General features: G+C 63.8%; 17 protein-coding genes and 1 pseudogene. 10 read left to right on the top strand and 8 right to left on the bottom strand.

What is annotated here, in order from left to right; translation table 11 throughout:
* Nucleotides 1-360: 360 nt before the first annotated feature.
* From FJV83_RS15450 to ligD, 3 genes are all read left to right on the top strand, one after another.
* A complete protein-coding gene (locus FJV83_RS15450) occupies nucleotides 361-867 on the top strand; it encodes a ferritin-like domain-containing protein (protein WP_095773412.1) in 507 nt (168 codons plus the stop codon).
* A gap of 114 nt (nucleotides 868-981) precedes the next feature.
* Entirely contained in the window at nucleotides 982-1,848 is an 867-nt protein-coding gene (locus FJV83_RS15445; RefSeq protein ID WP_142885894.1) for a Ku protein, read from the top strand.
* Between the two features lie 12 nt (nucleotides 1,849-1,860).
* Nucleotides 1,861-4,356 carry a DNA ligase D gene (ligD, locus tag FJV83_RS15440; RefSeq protein WP_142885895.1) on the top strand — a complete coding sequence of 832 codons (2,496 nt, stop codon included), beginning with the start codon at nucleotides 1,861-1,863 and terminating at the stop codon, nucleotides 4,354-4,356.
* Between the two features lie 248 nt (nucleotides 4,357-4,604).
* Here ligD and FJV83_RS15430 read toward each other — a convergent pair whose 3' ends face one another.
* Nucleotides 4,605-5,279: a winged helix-turn-helix domain-containing protein gene (locus tag FJV83_RS15430; RefSeq protein WP_095792386.1), complete on the bottom strand. Its 675-nt coding sequence runs from the start codon at nucleotides 5,277-5,279 to the stop codon at nucleotides 4,605-4,607.
* Nucleotides 5,280-5,450: 171 nt separating this feature from the next.
* Here FJV83_RS15430 and FJV83_RS15425 point away from each other — a divergent pair, with 171 nt between their 5' ends.
* Complete coding sequence (locus tag FJV83_RS15425; protein ID WP_095776169.1) at nucleotides 5,451-5,783, top strand: NIPSNAP family protein; 333 nt, start codon at nucleotides 5,451-5,453, stop codon at nucleotides 5,781-5,783.
* Complete coding sequence (locus FJV83_RS15420; protein ID WP_095776149.1) at nucleotides 5,780-6,124, top strand: antibiotic biosynthesis monooxygenase; 345 nt, start codon at nucleotides 5,780-5,782, stop codon at nucleotides 6,122-6,124. The genes FJV83_RS15425 and FJV83_RS15420 overlap by 4 nt, the downstream gene beginning before the upstream one ends.
* A gap of 51 nt (nucleotides 6,125-6,175) precedes the next feature.
* Here FJV83_RS15420 and mbfA read toward each other — a convergent pair whose 3' ends face one another.
* Nucleotides 6,176-7,159, bottom strand: a complete 984-nt coding sequence (gene mbfA, locus FJV83_RS15415; protein WP_095776150.1) for an iron exporter MbfA — start codon at nucleotides 7,157-7,159, stop codon at nucleotides 6,176-6,178.
* A 176-nt stretch (nucleotides 7,160-7,335) separates the two neighbouring features.
* Between mbfA and FJV83_RS15410 the strand changes: the two genes are divergently transcribed.
* Together FJV83_RS15410 and FJV83_RS15405 are read left to right on the top strand one after the other, a co-directional pair.
* A complete protein-coding gene (locus FJV83_RS15410) occupies nucleotides 7,336-7,656 on the top strand; it encodes a hypothetical protein (RefSeq protein WP_019862259.1) in 321 nt (106 codons plus the stop codon).
* A gap of 142 nt (nucleotides 7,657-7,798) precedes the next feature.
* Entirely contained in the window at nucleotides 7,799-8,776 is a 978-nt protein-coding gene (locus tag FJV83_RS15405; protein WP_142885897.1) for a threonine/serine dehydratase, read from the top strand.
* 279 nt (nucleotides 8,777-9,055) lie between these two features.
* Here FJV83_RS15405 and FJV83_RS15400 read toward each other — a convergent pair whose 3' ends face one another.
* From FJV83_RS15400 to FJV83_RS15385, 4 genes are read right to left on the bottom strand one after another with little or no spacing between them, the layout of a single operon-like run.
* Entirely contained in the window at nucleotides 9,056-10,192 is a 1,137-nt protein-coding gene (locus tag FJV83_RS15400) for an ABC transporter permease (protein ID WP_032932402.1), read from the bottom strand.
* 11 nt (nucleotides 10,193-10,203) lie between these two features.
* Nucleotides 10,204-11,124 carry an ABC transporter ATP-binding protein gene (locus tag FJV83_RS15395; protein WP_095776152.1) on the bottom strand — a complete coding sequence of 307 codons (921 nt, stop codon included), beginning with the start codon at nucleotides 11,122-11,124 and terminating at the stop codon, nucleotides 10,204-10,206.
* Nucleotides 11,121-12,074 carry an HlyD family efflux transporter periplasmic adaptor subunit gene (locus FJV83_RS15390; RefSeq protein ID WP_095792383.1) on the bottom strand — a complete coding sequence of 318 codons (954 nt, stop codon included), beginning with the start codon at nucleotides 12,072-12,074 and terminating at the stop codon, nucleotides 11,121-11,123. The genes FJV83_RS15395 and FJV83_RS15390 overlap by 4 nt, the downstream gene beginning before the upstream one ends.
* On the bottom strand, nucleotides 12,071-12,814 hold the full coding sequence (locus FJV83_RS15385) for a DUF1956 domain-containing protein (RefSeq protein ID WP_142885898.1): 744 nt from the start codon (nucleotides 12,812-12,814) through the stop codon (nucleotides 12,071-12,073). The genes FJV83_RS15390 and FJV83_RS15385 overlap by 4 nt, the downstream gene beginning before the upstream one ends.
* Nucleotides 12,815-12,904: 90 nt before the next feature.
* Between FJV83_RS15385 and FJV83_RS15380 the strand changes: the two genes are divergently transcribed.
* The 3 genes and pseudogenes from FJV83_RS15380 to FJV83_RS15370 form a co-directional block, all read left to right on the top strand.
* Nucleotides 12,905-13,378 (top strand): CYTH domain-containing protein, encoded by a 474-nt coding sequence (locus FJV83_RS15380; RefSeq protein ID WP_095788631.1) that lies wholly within the window; start codon nucleotides 12,905-12,907, stop codon nucleotides 13,376-13,378.
* On the top strand, nucleotides 13,375-14,319 hold the full coding sequence (locus tag FJV83_RS15375) for a CHAD domain-containing protein (RefSeq protein ID WP_095792381.1): 945 nt from the start codon (nucleotides 13,375-13,377) through the stop codon (nucleotides 14,317-14,319). Before FJV83_RS15380 ends, FJV83_RS15375 begins: the two co-directional genes overlap by 4 nt.
* Nucleotides 14,320-14,374: 55 nt before the next feature.
* Nucleotides 14,375-15,154: pseudogene (locus FJV83_RS15370) on the top strand (lipo-like protein); the annotation flags it as partial.
* A 230-nt stretch (nucleotides 15,155-15,384) separates the two neighbouring features.
* Here FJV83_RS15370 and FJV83_RS15365 read toward each other — a convergent pair.
* Together FJV83_RS15365 and FJV83_RS15360 are read right to left on the bottom strand one after the other, a co-directional pair.
* Entirely contained in the window at nucleotides 15,385-16,761 is a 1,377-nt protein-coding gene (locus FJV83_RS15365) for an adenylate/guanylate cyclase domain-containing protein (RefSeq protein WP_095792379.1), read from the bottom strand.
* 259 nt (nucleotides 16,762-17,020) lie between these two features.
* Complete coding sequence (locus FJV83_RS15360; protein ID WP_142877275.1) at nucleotides 17,021-17,815, bottom strand: helix-turn-helix transcriptional regulator; 795 nt, start codon at nucleotides 17,813-17,815, stop codon at nucleotides 17,021-17,023.
* Nucleotides 17,816-17,867 lie beyond the last annotated feature (52 nt).

Genomic DNA, 17,867 nt, shown 5'->3' with positions numbered 1-17,867 from the left:
GAATTGCGTGAAGGATAGCATCGAGGCGTGAATAGTCGGTGAACACGATGTTAATATCTGGTCGAAAACCCGTTGCTTCGTGGCCGGAATGCGGCTGATTCGGGGTGTTTCAGCGCCTTTTGTCGTCATTCCGGCCAGTGTGACTTTTGCATCACATATGTTTCGTTTGAATGTCGCCTGGGCGCGGTTCTGTTTCAACTTCCGGCTGGCCGATGGAATTTCCTTGCTCAGGCAGGAAAGGAAGGAACCGGCATATAGGGCGGACGTTGACCGTCGGGACTGGCGTGGCCGGTCCGAGATTGCCTGCAAGCCGCAGGCATGTACACCAACACCGCAAGAGCAAATGGAAAGGCTAGAACCATGGGCTTCTTTTCGAAGGACATCAAAACGCTGGACGACCTGTTCGTGCACACGTTGCGCGACATCTATTACGCGGAAAAGCAGATCGAGAAGGCGTTGACGAAGATGATCGACAAGGCCACCAACGCGCAGCTCAAGGCAGGCTTCGAAAAACATCTTGAACAGACCAAGGGCCATATCGAACGCGTCGAAGAGGTGTTCGAGCTGCATGGCGTCAAGGCCAAGGCGATCAACTGCCCGGCCATTGACGGCATCCTCGAGGAAGCTGACGAGGTGAGCGGCGACATCGCCGACAAGCAGGTCCTGGACGCCGCCCTGATCGCCTCTGCGCAAGCGGTCGAGCATTACGAAATGACCCGTTACGGCACGCTGATTGCCTGGGCCAAGCAACTCGGCCGCAGCGATTGCGCCAACGTACTCGCGAAGAATCTCAAGGAAGAGCAAGCGACCGATCGCAAGCTCACCGAGATGGCGGAAAGCAAGATCAATCTCCAGGCTGCCGAATAGGTGAGATGGCAGGCTAGGTCGGCGCGGCAACGGCGCCGACTTGCCTTGTCGCGCGGTCGGAACCGGAATGGGCTTTGCCCCGTTCTGGATTGAACCCGTTGCAAGGAGTTTGTCATGGCGCCGCGTCCAGCCTGGAAAGGCTATCTGAAGCTGTCGCTGGTGACCTGCGCGGTCGAACTGACCAATGTCGTCACCCACACCGAAAGGGTGTCGTTTCGCATCCTCAACCGCAAGACCGGCAACACGGTGAAGCGCATCTATGTCGACGCCGAAACCAGCAAGCCCTTGGACGATGGCGACGAGATCAAGGGTTATGAATTGGACGACGGCGATTTCGTCCATATCGAGGAAGACGAGATCGAGGCGGTGCAGATCGAATCCTCGCACACGATGAGCCTCGACGGTTTCGTCGACAAGGCCTCGATCCAGCAGATCTATCTCGACACGCCCTATTATGTCGCGCCGGCCGACAAGGTGTCGGAAGAGGCATTCGCCGTCATCCGCGATGCTATGGCGGGCAAGAAGATGGCCGGGCTGGCGCGGATCGTGCTTTATCAACGCGAACGGCCCGTGGTCATCGAACCGCTCGGCAAGGGCATGGTGCTAACGACGCTTCGCTACGACAATACGGTGCGCCAGCCGGACAGCGTGTTCGGCGAGATCAAGGCGGTGAAGACCGACCAGGAAATGACCGATCTCGCCGAACTGATCATCGACAAGAAGAAGGCCAAGTTCGATCCGTCGAAATTCGACGACAAATATGAGGACGCGCTGCTCGAGCTGATCCGCGCCAAGAAGGCGGGGCATAAGGCGCCGAAGGCCAAGGCGGCGCCGAAGCCCTCCAATGTCGTCAATCTGTTCGACGCGCTGAAGAAGAGCCTATCGTCGGATTCCGGTTCGCCGAAACCATCATCGGCGAAAGCCAAGCCGGCGGCCAAACGCGCCAGGCCGAAAGCGGCGCCCAAGCGCAAATCGGCCTGAGGAGACCAAGCAATGGCCGGCCTCGAACAATATCACGCCAAGCGCGATTTCAAGAAAACGTCGGAGCCGGCGGGCAAGGTCGCACGCACGAAAAAGAGCGAAGCGGGCGGCATCTTCGTCATCCACAAGCACGCGGCGACCAGGCTGCATTACGACCTTCGCCTCGAGCATGGCGGCGTGCTGTGGAGCTGGGCGGTGACGCGGGGGCCTAGCCTCGATCCGCATGAGAAGCGGCTCGCCGTTCATGTCGAGGACCATCCGATCGACTATGCGCCGTTCGAGGGCACGATCCCGAAGGGCGAGTATGGCGGCGGCTCGGTGATCGTCTGGGACGAGGGAACGTGGGTGCCGGAGACCGACCCGGCCAAGGCGATGAAGAAGGGGCATCTCAGTTTCGAGCTCAACGGCCATAAGCTGCATGGGCTGTGGCATCTGGTGCGGCTGAAGCCGCGCGCGGGTGAAAAGCGCGACAACTGGCTCTTGATCAAGTCGGACGACGCCGCGGCGCGCCCGGGCGAGGACATTTTGAAGGAGAAGCCGGAATCAGTGAAGTCGGGCCTGACGATCGAAGAGGTCGGCGAGGGCAAGACCGCCAAGGGCAAGAAGCCCGAGGTCTGGCATTCGAACAAGCCGGCCGCCGGCAAGGCGAAGGCAGCGGCGCGCAAACTCGACTTCATCGAACCGCAGCTGGCGACACTGGAGCGGGATGCACCGCCGGGCAGGGACTGGCTGCATGAAGTCAAATTCGACGGCTATCGCATGCAGGCGCAGATCGCCGGCACGGAAGTGCGGCTCTTGACCCGCACCGGCCTCGACTGGACCGACAAGTTTGGAAGCGAGATCATCGCGGAGCTGGCCGCGCTGAAATGCAGCGACGCTATCGTCGACGGCGAGATCGTCGTGCTGGCCGACAGCGGCGTCTCATCCTTCGCACTGCTGCAGCAGGACCTGTCGGCGAAGCGGACACACCGCTTCATCTACTACGTGTTCGACCTGATGCGGCTCGACGGCAAGGATTTGCGTCGCGAGCCGCTGGTCGAGCGCAAGCAGGCCTTGCAGGAGCTGCTCGGCGAGCAGGCTGAGAACGCGGCGGTGCGTTTCTCCGACCATTTTTCCGAGCCCGGCAAGATCATGCTGGAACATGCCTGCCGCATGGGACTGGAAGGCGTCGTCTCCAAACGCGCCGATGCGCCCTATCGCAGCGGGCGCGGTCCGACCTGGGTGAAGTCGAAATGCACGGCCCGGCAGGAATTCGTCATCGGCGGTTATCTGCCGTCGGACAAGACCGGGCGCGGGCTGCGCTCGCTGCTGGTCGGCTATTACGAGGGCGGTAAACTGCAGTATGCCGGCCGTATCGGCACCGGGTTTTCCGCCAAGGGCGCCACCGCGCTGAAGCAGAAGCTGGACGCGCTGAAGGCGACGGCTTCGCCTTTCGACAAGGCCGTACCGAAAGGCAAAGGCCTGGTCTGGGTCAAGCCGGAGCTTGTCGGCGAAGTGGAGTTTCGCAGCTGGACGTCGGACCGTATAATACGCCATGCCTCGTTCCAGGGGCTGCGCGAGGACAAGCCGGCGGAGGACGTTGTGCAGGAAAAGCCCAAGGCAGCGACAGGCAAGGCCAAGCCGGCCTCGAGCGGCACCGCCGCCGGGACGATGACGACCAGCGTAAAACTCTCCCATCCCGACAAGCTGCTATGGCCCGACGAAAAGATCTCCAAGCAGGGGCTGCTCGACCATTACGCCGAGGTTTGGCCGCGCATGCAGCAATTCGTCGTCAACCGGCCGCTCAGCCTTGTGCGGGCGCCGGACGGCGTCGGCGGCCCGCGCTTCTTCCAGAAACATGCCTCGGCCGGCATGAGCGACAGAATAGCCCGGATGAAGGACCCGACGGATGGCGAGGAAATCCTGTTCGTGCGGGATTTCGACGGTGTCGCGGCGCTCGTCCAGTACGGTGTGGTCGAGATCCACATCTGGGGCTGCACGATCGACAAGCTTGAACAGCCGGACCAGATCATCTTCGATCTCGACCCCGATGAAGGCGTCGATGTGAAAGCGGTGCGCGAGGCGGCGCTCGATATAAGGGGCAAGCTCGACGAGCTGTCGCTGCCGAACTTCGTCAAGACATCGGGCGGCAAGGGCTACCATGTGCTGGTGCCGCTGAAGCCATCGGCCGACTGGGAGGCGGTGAAGACCTTCGCGCATGATTTCGCCAAGGCGCTCGAACAGGGTGCCCCCGACCGCTACACGGCCACACTGTCGAAGAAGGCGCGGACCGGGAGAATCTTCGTCGACTATCTGCGCAATGGCAGGGGCTCGACGACGGTCGCGCCCTATTCCTCGCGCGCCAAGAAAGGAGCCACCGTGTCGATGCCGGTGACCTGGGCCGAGATCGAGGACGGCCTGGCGCCGAACGCGTTCCCAATCGGCGACAAGACGACGCTGAAGCAGCTGGCGGAAGCCGATCCGTGGATGGATTTCTTCAAGCAGGCCAAGGCGTTGAAGCGGGGGTGAGCCTACCCGACTTCGTCATCCTAGGGCGAAGCAAGGAGCGAAGCGACGCGGCGCAGACCCTAGGATCCATGCCGGGACGCCAAGGAAAAACACGGCGGCACAGGATCCAGCGATCTTCCTCGCCGTGCTGGCAGCAAGGTTCTGCACCGTTGCGGCGCTCTGAGATCGCGGCATGGATCCTAGGGTCTCCGCGACGCCGCTTTGCGGCTGCTCCGCCCTAGGATGACGAAGGTTGAGGAGCCGGCAAACTAAGCCAAAAACACCTTCTCGAAGGCCTGCTTGCCGGGCGGCGAGAAAATCACCGCGCGGCTGTCCTTTTCGCGGCGCGCCCATTTTTCAAGAAGGATCTTGTCGAGGATGGCGGCGCCCAGCGTGCCGGCGAGGTGCGAGCGGCGCACGCTCCAGTCCAGGCAGGCGCGGCAGACCGGGCGGCGCGGCTTGGCGTCGACATCGATGCCAATGGCCGCAAAATGCGATGGCGCCGACGGTCCGAGCCTGATCTCCCTGTCATCGCGCAGCAATATGTCCTTCTCGACAAGGCGGTCGAGCATCGCCACCGCCTGCTCGCCGGCGAGATGGTCGTAGCAGACGCGGGCGACGCGCATGGCGCCGTCGCGCGGACCCGGCCGCACGCGCTTCGGGCCGACAGCCTCGGCGACACCGGTGATGGCCTCGATCATGCCGGCCACCTGCGGGCCGGCGAGGCCGTAATAGCGGTGGCGGCCCTGGCTGGCCAAGGTCAGCAGCCCGCCCTCCATCAGTTTCGACAGATGCGACGAGGCGGTCGGCAGCGACACGCCGGCTTCCAGCGCCAGTTCGCTCGCCGTCAGCGCCGTGCCGCCCATCAGCGCGTTCAGCATGTTGGCGCGGGCCGGGTCGCCGACCAGGCTGGCGATGCGGGCGATGTCAGGTCCTTCACGCATAGTTCGTTCCTTATCGAAGCATTCTTGTCAGATAGCCATTATTCTCCGGTCAGATCAAGGCGCCGGCGACGCAAGGGACAATGGCTCCTGACAGGAAATGCCTAGCACATCGATGCGTGTGACGTTTCGACCGCGCTCGAAGCGTCGATGCAGGAACCCAAGGAGACGACCATGACCATCACCTGCTTCATCCGCTATGAGATCGACCCGTTCGGCAAGGCCGCCTTCGAGGAATATGCCCGCAACTGGGGCCAGGCCATTCCGCGCTGCGGCGCCGATCTGATCGGCTACTATGCTCCGCATGAAGGCTCGGCGACGACGGCCTACGCCGCCTACAACATTGAAAGCCTGGCGGCCTATGAAGCCTATCGCGCCCGGCTTGCCGCCGATCCCGCCGGCAAGGCAAACTACGAGTTCGCCAAGCGAGAACGATTCATCCTCAAGGAGGACCGCATGTTCCTGAAACACGTCTCCGGGCCGCACGCCAAGCTGGTGCTGCCGTGATCGCCGTCATTTTCGAGGTGCAGCCTGCCGAGGGCAAGCGCGATGCGTATCTCGCCATCGCCGCCAATCTGCGTCCCTTGCTCGACGGCAGTGATGGCTTCATCTCGATCGAACGTTTTCAGAGCCTCGCCGATCCGAACCGCATCCTGTCGCTGTCGTTCTGGCGTGACGAGGACGCGGTGAAGGCCTGGCGCAACACCGAAGAACACAGGCAGGCGCAGCAAGCCGGCCGCGGCGGAATCTTTGCCGGCTATCGACTGCGGATCGCGCATGTAGTGAGGGATTATGGGCTGACCGAAAGGGAGGAGGCGCCGGCGGACAGCCGGGCGGTGAATGGGTAAGCCTTCTTCCTTCCCCCCTTGTGGCCCCTGTGGGGCAAGGGAGAACCGCCCTCACGCGTTGCCGATCAGCACGCCGGCCGCGAACACCAGCGCGCCGCCCAGCACCACCTGGAAGGCGGCGCGCAGGAACGGGGTCTGCATGTAGCGGTTCTGGACGAAGGCGATGGCCCAGAGTTCGAAGAACACCACCACGGCGGCGACGGCCGTCGCCGTCCAGAAATGCGGAATGAGATAGGGCAAGGCGTGGCCGAGGCCGCCGGCCGATGTCATGACGCCGGTGGTGATGCCGCGTTTTATCGGCGAGCCGCGACCTGAGAGCTTGCCGTCGTCGGAAGCGACTTCCGTAAAACCCATGGAGATGCCGGCGCCGATCGACGCGGCAAGCCCGACCAGGAAGGTCTGCCAGGTGTCATGCGTGGCGAAGGCTGCGGCGAAGATCGGTGCCAGCGTCGACACCGAACCGTCCATCAGGCCGGCCAGGCCCGGCTGCACGTAAGTCAGGATGAACTGGCGCTGCTCGGCGGCGGCCTCTTCATCCTTCACCTCGCCGGGCACGTGCTTCTGCTCCAGCCGCTGCGCCAGCGTCTCGTGGCCCTGTTCGGCTATCGCCAGGTCATTGAGAAGTTTTCGCGTCGAGGCATCTGTCGTGCGCTTTGCCGCTTCGACGTAGAACAGGTAGGCCTGCCGCTCCATGGCCTCGGCCTGGCTGCGCACATGCTCGATGCCGAGCGGCCTCACCAGCCAGTCGGGCTTGCGCTCATAATAGCCCTTCACATGTTCGCGCCGGATCAGCGGGATGCGCTCGCCGAAGCGCTTGCGGAAGAGCTCGATCAGCGAGTCGCGATGGCCGTCCTCTTCCTCGGCCATCTCCTCGAACACTTTCGCCGATTGCGGAAAACTTTCCGCCAGCCCGTCGGCGTAGGCCCGGTAGATGCGCCCGTCATCTTCCTCGGATGAAATGGCCAGCGCCAGGATTTCCTGTTCGGAGAGCGATTCGAAGGGGCGGCGGCCGAAGCCGAAAACACGGGAAAGCATGAGGAAAAGACCCTAGTTTAGAATTGTTCTAAACTATGGCCTGCCCTGCTCCGGGTCAATCGCGCTGAGGGTCACGGGTTCAAGAATTGTTGAAGCGTGCGAGCGGCCCCGCTTCTTCCTTATTGGCAAAGATTCCCCTATATAGCTGAACCTAAGACAAGAACGAGGATCCCCGCATGACGAAGCCGCACCCCCAGCATTTCGACCCGAAACCCGTTCTCGATCTCATCGCCAGCATCGAGGCCGATCTGCAGCGCCTGAAGGGCCTGGTCGAGCAGCAGATCGAGAAATTCGACCCCGCCAACCCACACAACAAGGCCCCCGACGGCAAGCTGACCGAGGAAGGGGTGGAGTGCTGCTACCGCATGTTCGACGAAGGCAAGTCGCGCTATTCGGTCGCCCAGCAGATGAAGATCTCCTTTGCCGCCGCCACCCACCGCTTCAACAATTGGCGCAAGCTGGGCGGGACCAAGAGGCAGCGGACGTTGCTTGGGTGAAACCGGCGAGATTTCGGCGGGGCATCGCGGCGACGGCGGAGACAGTCCACCAACTTTGTAACGGTCACATTTTTTCGATGGTGCGCCACGGCCGTTTGCGGGCATCATGAGAAGAGACTGCCTCTTTTTTGCTGGACTTCGCATGACCACCCCTCCCGGCATTGCCGACATCCACGCCGCCGCGGCGCGGCTTTCCGGCCTGATCGTCGAAACCCCCTTGATCGAATCGGCCGAGCTGAACAGGCGCTTCGGCGGCCGCATCCTGTTCAAGCCGGAGACGTTGCAGCGCACCGGCTCGTTCAAGTTCCGCGGCGCCTACAACAAGCTGTCGTCGCTGAGCGAGGAAGAGCGCCGCCGTGGCGTCGTCGCCTTCTCCTCGGGCAATCATGCGCAAGGGGTCGCCGCTTCGGCGGCCATGTTCGGCGTCAAGGCGGTCATCGCCATGCCGGCGGACGCGCCGGCGATGAAAATCGGCAATGTCCGCAGGATGGGGGCGGAAGTGGTGCCGTTCGACCGGTTTCGCGATGACCGCATGAGCGTCGTTCGCCCCTATATCGACAAGGGCATGGTGCTGGTGCCGCCCTTCGACGATCCGGCCATCATTGCCGGGCAAGGCACGATCGGCCTCGAACTCATGCGGCAGGCCAAGGCGCTTGGCGTCAGCCTCGACGCCGTCGTCATCCCCTGCGGGGGCGGCGGCCTGTCGAGCGGCATTTCGGTGGCGGTCAAGGATGCCTCGCCGGGCACCGCGGTCTGGGCGGTCGAGCCCGAGCATTTCGACGACACGCGCCGCTCGCTCGCCGCCGGCGCCCGGGTTTCGAACGAACCGGGCCATAGCTCGATCTGCGACGCGATCCTGACCGCCGAGCCGGGCGCCATCACTTTCGAAATCAACCGCAAAAACCTTGCCGGCGCCATCGCCGTCTCCGACAAGGCGACCGCACAGGCGATGCGCGATGCCATGGCCTATCTCAAGCTGGTGGTCGAGCCGGGCGGCTGCGTGGCGCTCGCGGCCCTGTCATCGGGCGAGATCGACCTTGCAGGCAGATGCGTAGCGGTGGTGCTTTCCGGCGGCAACGTCGATTTCGGCACCTATGCCGGGATCATGGCCGCGGCATAGAGGCTCTTCGTCCCTGCATACTTGCGCTCCACGTCGATTTCGTTACGTTTTTTCCATCGATTGGTCACCGCCGGGAGAAGCTGTTGCGAGGTTACCTCCCATTTGTCTTGGGCGCGGCGCTTGGGCTGCTCGTTGCGCTTCTGCTCGACGGAGCGCTTGGCATCGGCGGAACTGCCCAGTTGTTACTTTTTGGGTTGTTGCCTGCCATCGGCGGCGCCATCGGCGAGCGCATAACCGGCCGCAACTGATCTTGGCGTCGAACTTCCTGCGCCACCTGACCTAGTCCAGCGTGCGCCTGAACCGCAAGAGCGCGGTGCCCGCGAACACCAGCACGAACACGGCCAGCCAGCCGATCTCGGTGGCGATGGCATGGAAGTCGGCGCCCTTCAGCATCACCGCGCGGGTGATGCGCAGGAAATGCGTCAGCGGGAAGATTTCGCCCAGCGCCTGGGCCCAGCCCGGCATGCCGCGATAGGGGAACATGAAGCCGGACAACAGCAGCGACGGCAGGAAGAAAAAGAAGGTGAGCTGCATGGCCTGCATCTGCGAGCGGGCCATGGTCGAGATGGTGTAGCCGAGCAGCACCAGCGACAGCACGAAGACAAGTACCGACGACAACAGCAGCGTCAGGCTGCCGACGAACGGGATATCGAACAGAAGCTTCGCCGCCACCAGCACCACCGCGACCTGCACCGCGCCGACGACAAGGAAGGGCAGCACCTTGCCCAGCATGATCTCGGCCGGACTGGACGGCATGGCGAGCAGGTTTTCCATCGTGCCGCGCTCGGTTTCGCGCGTCAGCGCCATGGCCGTCATCATCACCATGGTCATCTGCAGGATGACGCCGAGCAGGCCGGGCACGATATTGTATTGCGAAATGCCTTCGGGATTGTAGCGATGGTGCACCACCACCTGCAGCTGCTGCCTGGCATTCTCGGCGGCGGCCGCCTGCATGCCTTGCGCGCGCAGCAGTGCCTGGCTCGCCACCGTGCTCAGCGTGGAAATGGCGCCGCTCGCGGCCGAGGGATCGGTTGCGTCGGCCTCGATCAGGATCTGCGGATTGTCGCCGCGCTCGACCCGGCTGGCGAAGTCGGCCGGGATGGTGACGACGAAGGAAACGTCGCCGCGCGCCATCAGGAACTCCGCCTCTTCGGCGCTCTCGGTGACATGGTCGAAATGGTAGTAGCCCGTCACTTGCAGCGCCGAGACCATGGCGCGCGTATACTGGTCGTTGCTCATCGCCACCAGCGCCGTCGGCAAGCCCTTGGGATCGTTGTTGATGGCGAAGCCGAACAGAATGAGCTGCAGCAGCGGCACGCCGAGCATCATGGCGAAGGTGATGCGGTCGCGCCGCATCTGGATGAACTCCTTGATCAGCAGCGCGCCGAGCCGGGCGAAGGAGAAGACGCTGTTCATGCCATATTGTCTCATGCCATATTGTCCTTCGACCCCGACATGAACTGGATGAAGACGTCCTCCAGGCTGGTTTCGCCTGGCACCACGGTCACGCCCTTGTGCTCCTTCTCGACATCGGCAAGGGCTGCCTCGAGCTTCTTCCTGTCGGAACCGACGACATGCAGCGTGGCGCCGAACGGCGCCACCTGGTCGACACCGCGGCGGCCCTGCAGCTCTTCGGCCACCTTGGCGAGCTGTGGACCCTGCACCACGAACGTCGTCAGGCCGGCGTTTTTCACCACCTCCTCAACGGTGCCGGTGGCCAGCATCTTGCCATAGGAGATGTAGCTGATGCGGTGGCAGCGCTCGGCCTCGTCCATGTAGTGGGTCGAGACCAGCACGGTCAGCCCGCCGCTGGCGAGGCGATGGATCTCGTCCCAGAATTCGCGCCGCGCCTTCGGGTCGACGCCGGCCGTCGGCTCGTCGAGCAGCAGCAATTTCGGCTTGTGCATGATGCAGGCGGCGAGCGCCAGCCGCTGCTTCCAGCCGCCGGACAGCGTGCCGGCCAGCTGGTCGCGGCGCGAGGCGAGGCCGAGTTCATCAAGCGTCCTGGCGACATAGTCCTCGACCGGTTTCAGCTGGTAGAGCCGCGCCACGAATTCGAGATTCTCGCCGATCGTCAGATCCTCGTAGAACGAGAATTTCTGCGTCATGTAGCCGACTTCGCGCTTGATGCTGAGCGAGTCGGTGCGGATGTTGAAACCCAGCACCGTGCCTTCGCCTTCGTCGGGCGTCAGCAGGCCGCACATGATGCGGATGGTGGTGGTCTTGCCCGAACCGTTGGGGCCGAGGAAGCCGACGATCTCGCCCTCGGCGACCGACATCGTCACATGGTCGACGACGGTCTTGTCGCCGAACCGCTTGACCAGGCCGTGAACGTCGATGGCGTTCATTTGGCCGTTTCCGCAAGGTCGACATCGACGATCTGGCCGGGCTGCAGCGGGCCGGCGTCGCCCTCCGGCCGCGCCTCGACCAGATAGACCAGCTTCTGCCGGTTCTCGAGCGAATAGATCACCGGCGGGGTGAATTCGGGATCGGGCGAGACATAGCTGACGCGCGCCTTCACATCGGGGCCGCAGCCGTCGCAATGGACGCTGAGCAGGCTGCCGATCCTGACCGAGGCGAAGGCGGCCTCCGGTATGTAGACGCTGAGCTTCACCGCGCCGTCAGGCAGCATCGAGATGACCGGCGCGGTCGGGCCGGCGGTGTCGCCGGGATTGCGGATGACGTCGTTGACGCGGCCGGGCGAAGGGGCGGCGAGCGTGCGCTTGGACAGCCGCCACTCGGCCTGCCGCAGGGTTGCCTGCGCCTGCTTGACCTGATTGTCGGCGGCCTTGATCGTCTCGGGCCGCGCCGGCAGGCCGCCGACGGCGAGATTGGCCTGCGCCTGGCCGACCTGGGCGTTGGCGGTCTCCAGCGTCGCCGAGGCGGTGTCGTAGTCGGCCTGGGTGCCGGTGCCGCGCTTGAACAGATCGGCGGCGCGGTCGTATTTGCGCTTGGCGTCGTCGGCCTGCGCCTTGGCCATGTCGACCTGCGCCTTAAGTGCGGCGATCTCTTCCGGCCGCTTGCCGACCTGCAGATCGGCGAGCTGCGCCTGCGCCTGCGCGAGGCTTGCCTCGGCCTGCGCCACCGCGATCCTGGCGTCGGCGCTTTCCAGCGTCACCACCGTCGCCCCCGGCGTGACGCGATCGCCGCGCTTGACGGCGACGGTCTCGACCTGCGCCACCTCGATCGGCGCCAGCAGCACATAGTCGCCCTCGACATAGCCGACGGCGAGCGGAGCGGCGGGCGCACAGGCGCCAAAGAGTTGAGCGGCAAGCGGCAAGGAGCAGAGGAAACTCATTGTTTTGATCCAATTGGGGGTTTTGATCCCATTTGGGGTTTTGATCCCATTCGGGCGGCCAGCATGGCGCTGAGATTGTCCGTCGTGACGGCCGCGACCTTGGCGGCCTCGGCGGCGCCGATGTCGTGCCAGCCCATGCGGCGCTTCACCGCCTCGCGGCCGATGCGAAAATAGACGACCTGGCCGATCAGCGTGAACACGGTGAGCCGGGTCCGCTCGCTTTCGGCCGGCTCGCCGGTCGCCTGCTCCCAGAGATGACATAGCCGGCGATGCGCCGGCTCGAACACGCCGTCATAGATGCGGTCGAGCGCAGCGGTGGGATGCTGCAGTTCGCGCAGCAAGAATTGCACGATCTCGCCGGCGCGCGGCTGCGCCACGACGAAGCCGACGATCCCCTCTATCGCCGCGAAAAGCTGCGCGCGCGCCGCCTCCGCATCGCCCGCCGGCGCGGCACGGCCACCGGCTGGCGCCTGACCGGCTGCCAGTGCCTGGGAGGCGACCGCCTGGATAGTCTCGACGATATAGTCGGCGACGGCGGCGCGGAGGCCTTCCTTGCCGCCGAAATGATAGGCGATGGAGCCGATATTGGCCTGCGCCGCGGCCGCGATCTCCCGGGTCGAGGTGCCATCGAAACCCTGCCGGCCGAACAGTTTCAGCGCCGCCTGCACGAGCGCGGCCCGGGTAGGCTCCGCCGGAGATGTCTCGCGGCGGGAATTTTTGGCGTCGGGCAATTTGATCATGACAGTACTTTAATCAATCGATTGATTAAAGTCAACTTCTGTTCGGAGTTGTCTTGCCATCGCCCGCGCCAAACGCTTTAGTGCGCGGCCATGGGCAAGGAAGTCGAGCGCAAGTTCCTGGTCTCCAGCACCGCATGGCGGGAGCTGGCCGAGGCGGATATCGGCATCCTCCAGTTCTATCTCGCCACGGCGCCCGGGCGAACCGTCCGCATCCGCATCAGCGACGGCGCTTCCGCCAAGCTGACGCTCAAATTCGGCAGTGGCGCTCGCGAGCGCGACGAGTACGAATATCCGATCCCTCTGGCGGATGCCCTGGAGATGCTGGACTTCGCCATCGGACGTGTCATCGAGAAGACACGTCACCATGTTAGGCATCGCGGCTATCTCTATGAAGTCGATGTCTTTGGCGGTGCACTCGCGGGACTTGTGGTGGCCGAACTCGAGACTCCGGAAGATGTGCCGGACGAAATGCTGCCTGACTGGCTCGGCCGTGAAGTGACCGGCGAGCAGAAATTCTACAACGCGTCGCTCGCCCTCGGGGGGATACCGGAGATCGCCGCATGAGCTTTCGCATCGACCCGCGCCTGCCGCTGACCGGCGAGGTCAGACGCATCCTTGCCGCGGAGATCGGCAAGGCGCTCCAGCATCTGGATGCGGCGCGCAGCCGGCCGGAACAGGGGCTGCACAAATGCCGCAAGCGGCTGAAGAGCGCGCGTGCCTTGCTGCGGCTGGTTCATTCCGGCGCCGAAACATTCTGCACGACAGAGAACCAATGCTATCGCAACGTGGCGGCGCTGCTTGCCGCTCCGCGCGAGGCAACGGCGCTGATCGAGACCCTCGACCGGCTGGCGGCGGCTTTTCCCAAGGAGAGCGCCGATGGCGGGCTCGACGCCGTGCGCGACAGGCTGGTCGCCCGTCAGCACGATTTGCATGAAGGCGCCGGCCTCGAAGCAGCGATCGGCGCGGCGACCGCTGCCTGCGAAGACGGCATCAAGCGGATCGAAAGCCTCGCCTTGCCCGACCAGCCGGAACAGGCGGCCGACGTGCTTGCCGAAGGTGCACGCGTCACTCTGCGCCGCGCCAAAAAGGCGCTCGACAAGGCCGGCGCGCGCGGCGAAGCCAATGATTTCCATGATTTGCGCAAGGCCGCCAAAACGCATGGCATGCACCTGTCCCTGCTGGGCCGGCTGTGGCCGACGCCGATCAAGGCGCGGCGCAAGGCGGTCGATGAACTGGGCGAGCGGCTCGGCGAACTGCATGACCTGTTCGTCATGCGCGCCCTGCTCGAGGCGGACGACGAGCCGCTGGGGCCGCACCAGGACACAAAGCTTCTCGGCAAGCTCTTGAAGCGTTCGGAGAAGCGCCTGAGGAAATCCTGCCTTGCCGAGGCGGCTGAGCTGTTCGGCGACAGCCCCAAGCGCTCGACACGCAAACTGGCCCGCAAGGCGCGCGACGACCTGGCCAGCCCGACGCCGCATGACGAGACGAGCGCTTCCGCCGGCTGACCAAACGCCGGCGCGCTGGCACTCCCCCGCCGGGCCGTGCTAGTCACGCTCTACCATGACCGAGCCTGGCGACACGCTTCTGGATCGACTTGGCCGCTGGCTTGCCGGCCGGCTGCAGCAAGAATCCTCCGGCTATGAGCCCTATACGCCATCCGACGCCGAGACGCTGCGCCGCACGCTGGAGCCGGGCGACATCCTGCTGATCGAAGGCAACCAGAAGATTTCGGCGGCGATCAAATACCTCACCCAGTCGACATGGTCGCATGCGGCCTTCTATGTCGGCGACGCGCTGGCCGAACCGGAGGACGGAACCGAGCGGCGGCGGCTGATCGAGGTGACGCTCGGCGAAGGCTGCGTGGCGGTACCCCTGTCGCGCTATCGCACCTACAACACCCGCATCTGCCGGGCGAGCGGGCTCACTCCGGAGGACCGCGATCATGTCGTCGCCTTCATGATCGGCAAGCTTGGCCTGAGATACGACCTCAAGAACATTTTCGACATGTTGCGCTACTTCTTCCCGACGCCGCCGGTGCCGGTGCGCTGGCGCCGCCGCATGCTGGCCTTCGGCTCCGGCAATCCGACGCGGGCCATCTGCTCCTCGCTCATCGCCGAGGCCTATGGCGAGATCCACTACCCGATCCTGCCCGAGATCACCCGTGCGCCGGGCCGCGCGTCGGCGCAGTCGAGCTATATGCGCAAGGAGATCCTGCATATTCGCCACCACTCGCTCTACACGCCGCGCGACTTCGACCTGTCGCCGTTTTTCCGCATCGTCAAGCCGACGCTGGAATATGGTTTCGACTACCGGCAGATGGTCTGGGACGACAAGGCAAGCACAGACGCCGAAGCCGCAAGGCTGGAGCAATCGTCCCAGACACGTGATGGCTTCGGCCTAGAGCAGTTCACCGTTTCACGGAAACGGCAACCCGCTCTAACTCTTTGTTTTAACGCAATTCCGGACGGAAAACCGTTTCACACTTTTCCTGGAATTGCTCTAGGTCAGGACATGCCCCTGTAGCGCGGCCTATCCGGCCGAGGTGGAGGCGTTTCACATGGCGGCCTGCATCATGCCGAGACCGCGACAGTGCCCTGGCTTTCAGCTCTGCGTTCGACCCAGACATGGACCGGTTCGTCGCGGCCGCGGATGCTCACCGGCCCATGATCGCGCGCATTCAACCGTGCCGTGGGCGATTCCGCCTTCGCGGCCTCAATCAGTCGTGACCCAAAGCAAATATTCGCCTGAAGCTCACGGCAGAGCGACTGCAAACGGCTGGCGACGTTGACGGTGTCGCCCACCACGGCGAAGGACAGATTGCGCTCGCTGCCGACCGCGCCGATGACGACTGCGCCATATTGTGCACCGATCCGAACGTCCAGCGGCGGATATCCCCTGGACACCCGCTGCACATTCCAGTCTTCGAGAGCGGCGACCATCGCCTCAGCGCATTGGATGGCGCGAGTGGCGTCGTCATGGCTGGCTTGCGGAACCCCGAATGTCGCCATGATGCAATCGCCGATATAGTTATCGACGGTGCCATTGTGGTCGAAAACGACCTGCTCCATGCGACGGTGGAACTGACGCAGAAGTTCGAACACTGCTTCGGCCGGATGATCCTCGGAATAGTGTGTGAAGCCGACAATGTCGGCGAACAGCACCGCGATATCCTGCCGGCGGACCGGGCCGAAGGGCTCGTCATCCGTGGCGAGCTGGTCGACGACGTTGGGCGAAAAATGCCGGGCGAGATTGGCGCGGGCGCGCTCTGCCTTGACATAGTCTTCCGACAGACGTCGGGAACGAGAGACGACCAGCGCCATGATCGCGCCGATAATCAGCACGACCAACACGTTGGTCGCCTGCGCGAATGTATCGACGAAATTGGGGTTGAGATAGAGGTTCAGTCGCTCTTTCACCGGCAGCGAATAGAGGTTCGTCGCCGGAATGACGGTTCCCGGATAAGAAATCACCCATCCCACCCCGATCGCCCACGTCAAGGCCGCGAGCGCGCCGAGATAGAGCGCCAATCGTGTCGAAAGGGTCAGCGCGCCAAGGCATACGAAAATCAGCAGGAATTTGAAGCTGCCCTCGCGCAGTTGCATCGCGGCTGGCGCGGCCTCCTGGGAAAACGGGTTGGGCGTTACCAGCAGAACGGTCAACAGAATGATGTCCAGCGTACCGACGAGGTAACCGATCCACCATCGCGCCGTGCGACGGCGCGCAAAGAGAAACTGGATCAGGCCGACGAGCTGGAACAGCACGAGGCCCGCCAGCACGAAGAGCAGCGAAGCATCCCAGCGGCTGATCAATGAAAAGAAGCAGGAGATCACGGCGAGCGATGCCGTACGCGCCCAGAACTGCAATGCAGCACCGTGGCGTTCTGCGCGCGCCCGCAAATTTTTCAGGCGCGAATAGCGGCGAAGTTCAAGTGTTGGTGCGGTCGGCATAGGATCACTTCGATTTCACGGGGGCGTGTCACGCATTCGGCAAGCCGTCCTCTACAGTCTGGCAAATCGGTGCGCGAATCCTATCACGAATGTTGGTGCCGGATCTGTTCTATCCGAGCGCGCCCTATGGGCGCGGTCGGCATCGCTGGTCGCATGGCTCGTCCGGTCGGCGGGCTGCCGGCGAATGGTGGCAGTCGGCGCCGCCGGAGCGGGCGCGACATGCTCAGCCGCCAGATGCAATCCTGCTTGGGATGATTGTTCAGGCCGGCAATGGACGGCGTCCCTTTGCAGGAGCGGCGGGCTGGGCGCCGGCGTCGCGCGGGTGCGGGCCGATCGGCATGATCGCGGGAAACGGCGTCGCGCCGAAGGCAAAGGTGAATTTGTAGCCGGTGAGCCCGTCCTCGGGCGTCGTATGCTGGTCGTGATGGGCGAGCAGCTTGGCGCGCTCGGCCAGTTCCTCGGCCTCGCGCCGCACCATCTCCGCCGTTTCCGGCCGCATGCGCCTGGAGAAGCTGACGAAGGTCGCCTCCTTGTCGATATGGGTGATGGCCCAGCCGATGAAATTCTTGTTGGTCATCTCGAACAGCGGCCTCAGCGGCCCTTCGAAATTCCACTGGATCGGCGTCTCGACCAATAGTCTTGCCGTGAGACCCCGGCCGAGCGCGATCAGGCCGAGTTCTTCCAGATCGCGCAGATAGAGGAACATCGAGGCCTCGCTCAGGCCTTGTGAACGCATGATGCCTTCAGGCGTGAACTTCTCCGACAGCATGACGAAGATGAACAGCAGCGCCGGCCGGCCGGCGAGCCGACGCTCGATCTCGGGTGCGATGTGGTTGACCGGTCCCGGCCCGCGGTTCATCGAGCCTAGCACGTTTTCCAGCTCGACGCCGGCGGCCGTGCAGATCTCCACCAGCCGGTCGAGCTTGCAGTTGCGCTCGTGGAAGATGCGCTTCACTGTCGGCTCTGAAACGCCCATGCGTTCGGCAAGCTCGCGATAGGTGACGCCCTTGGCCTTCAGCGTCCGCTTCAGCGCCTCGAAGATCAGACCGTTCATGGGATGCACCTCTTGCCAGCGGTTTCGTATCGATATTTGATACTAGCGGCAA

The sequence above is a fragment of the Mesorhizobium sp. WSM4307 genome, from assembly GCF_007003945.1.
GTDB lineage: Bacteria > Pseudomonadota > Alphaproteobacteria > Rhizobiales > Rhizobiaceae > Mesorhizobium.
Note: the sequence above shows the minus strand (reverse complement) of the source record. Positions and strands in the feature narration are given on the sequence as shown.

What these genes read in the sequence shown, in the direction of transcription:
- FJV83_RS15425 (WP_095776169.1), top strand. Translation starts at nt 5,451, where the DNA reads ATGACCATCACCTGCTTCATCCGCTATGAGATCGACCCGTTCGGCAAG.
- FJV83_RS15380 (WP_095788631.1), top strand. Translation starts at nt 12,905, where the DNA reads ATGGGCAAGGAAGTCGAGCGCAAGTTCCTGGTCTCCAGCACCGCATGG.
- mbfA (WP_095776150.1), bottom strand. Translation starts at nt 7,159, where the DNA reads ATGCTTTCCCGTGTTTTCGGCTTCGGCCGCCGCCCCTTCGAATCGCTC.
- FJV83_RS15405 (WP_142885897.1), top strand. Translation starts at nt 7,799, where the DNA reads ATGACCACCCCTCCCGGCATTGCCGACATCCACGCCGCCGCGGCGCGG.
- FJV83_RS15360 (WP_142877275.1), bottom strand. Translation starts at nt 17,815, where the DNA reads ATGAACGGTCTGATCTTCGAGGCGCTGAAGCGGACGCTGAAGGCCAAG.
- FJV83_RS15430 (WP_095792386.1), bottom strand. Translation starts at nt 5,279, where the DNA reads ATGCGTGAAGGACCTGACATCGCCCGCATCGCCAGCCTGGTCGGCGAC.
- FJV83_RS15365 (WP_095792379.1), bottom strand. Translation starts at nt 16,761, where the DNA reads ATGCCGACCGCACCAACACTTGAACTTCGCCGCTATTCGCGCCTGAAA.
- FJV83_RS15410 (WP_019862259.1), top strand. Translation starts at nt 7,336, where the DNA reads ATGACGAAGCCGCACCCCCAGCATTTCGACCCGAAACCCGTTCTCGAT.
- FJV83_RS15450 (WP_095773412.1), top strand. Translation starts at nt 361, where the DNA reads ATGGGCTTCTTTTCGAAGGACATCAAAACGCTGGACGACCTGTTCGTG.
- FJV83_RS15390 (WP_095792383.1), bottom strand. Translation starts at nt 12,074, where the DNA reads ATGAGTTTCCTCTGCTCCTTGCCGCTTGCCGCTCAACTCTTTGGCGCC.
- FJV83_RS15445 (WP_142885894.1), top strand. Translation starts at nt 982, where the DNA reads ATGGCGCCGCGTCCAGCCTGGAAAGGCTATCTGAAGCTGTCGCTGGTG.
- FJV83_RS15400 (WP_032932402.1), bottom strand. Translation starts at nt 10,192, where the DNA reads ATGAACAGCGTCTTCTCCTTCGCCCGGCTCGGCGCGCTGCTGATCAAG.
- FJV83_RS15385 (WP_142885898.1), bottom strand. Translation starts at nt 12,814, where the DNA reads ATGATCAAATTGCCCGACGCCAAAAATTCCCGCCGCGAGACATCTCCG.
- FJV83_RS15395 (WP_095776152.1), bottom strand. Translation starts at nt 11,124, where the DNA reads ATGAACGCCATCGACGTTCACGGCCTGGTCAAGCGGTTCGGCGACAAG.
- ligD (WP_142885895.1), top strand. Translation starts at nt 1,861, where the DNA reads ATGGCCGGCCTCGAACAATATCACGCCAAGCGCGATTTCAAGAAAACG.
- FJV83_RS15375 (WP_095792381.1), top strand. Translation starts at nt 13,375, where the DNA reads ATGAGCTTTCGCATCGACCCGCGCCTGCCGCTGACCGGCGAGGTCAGA.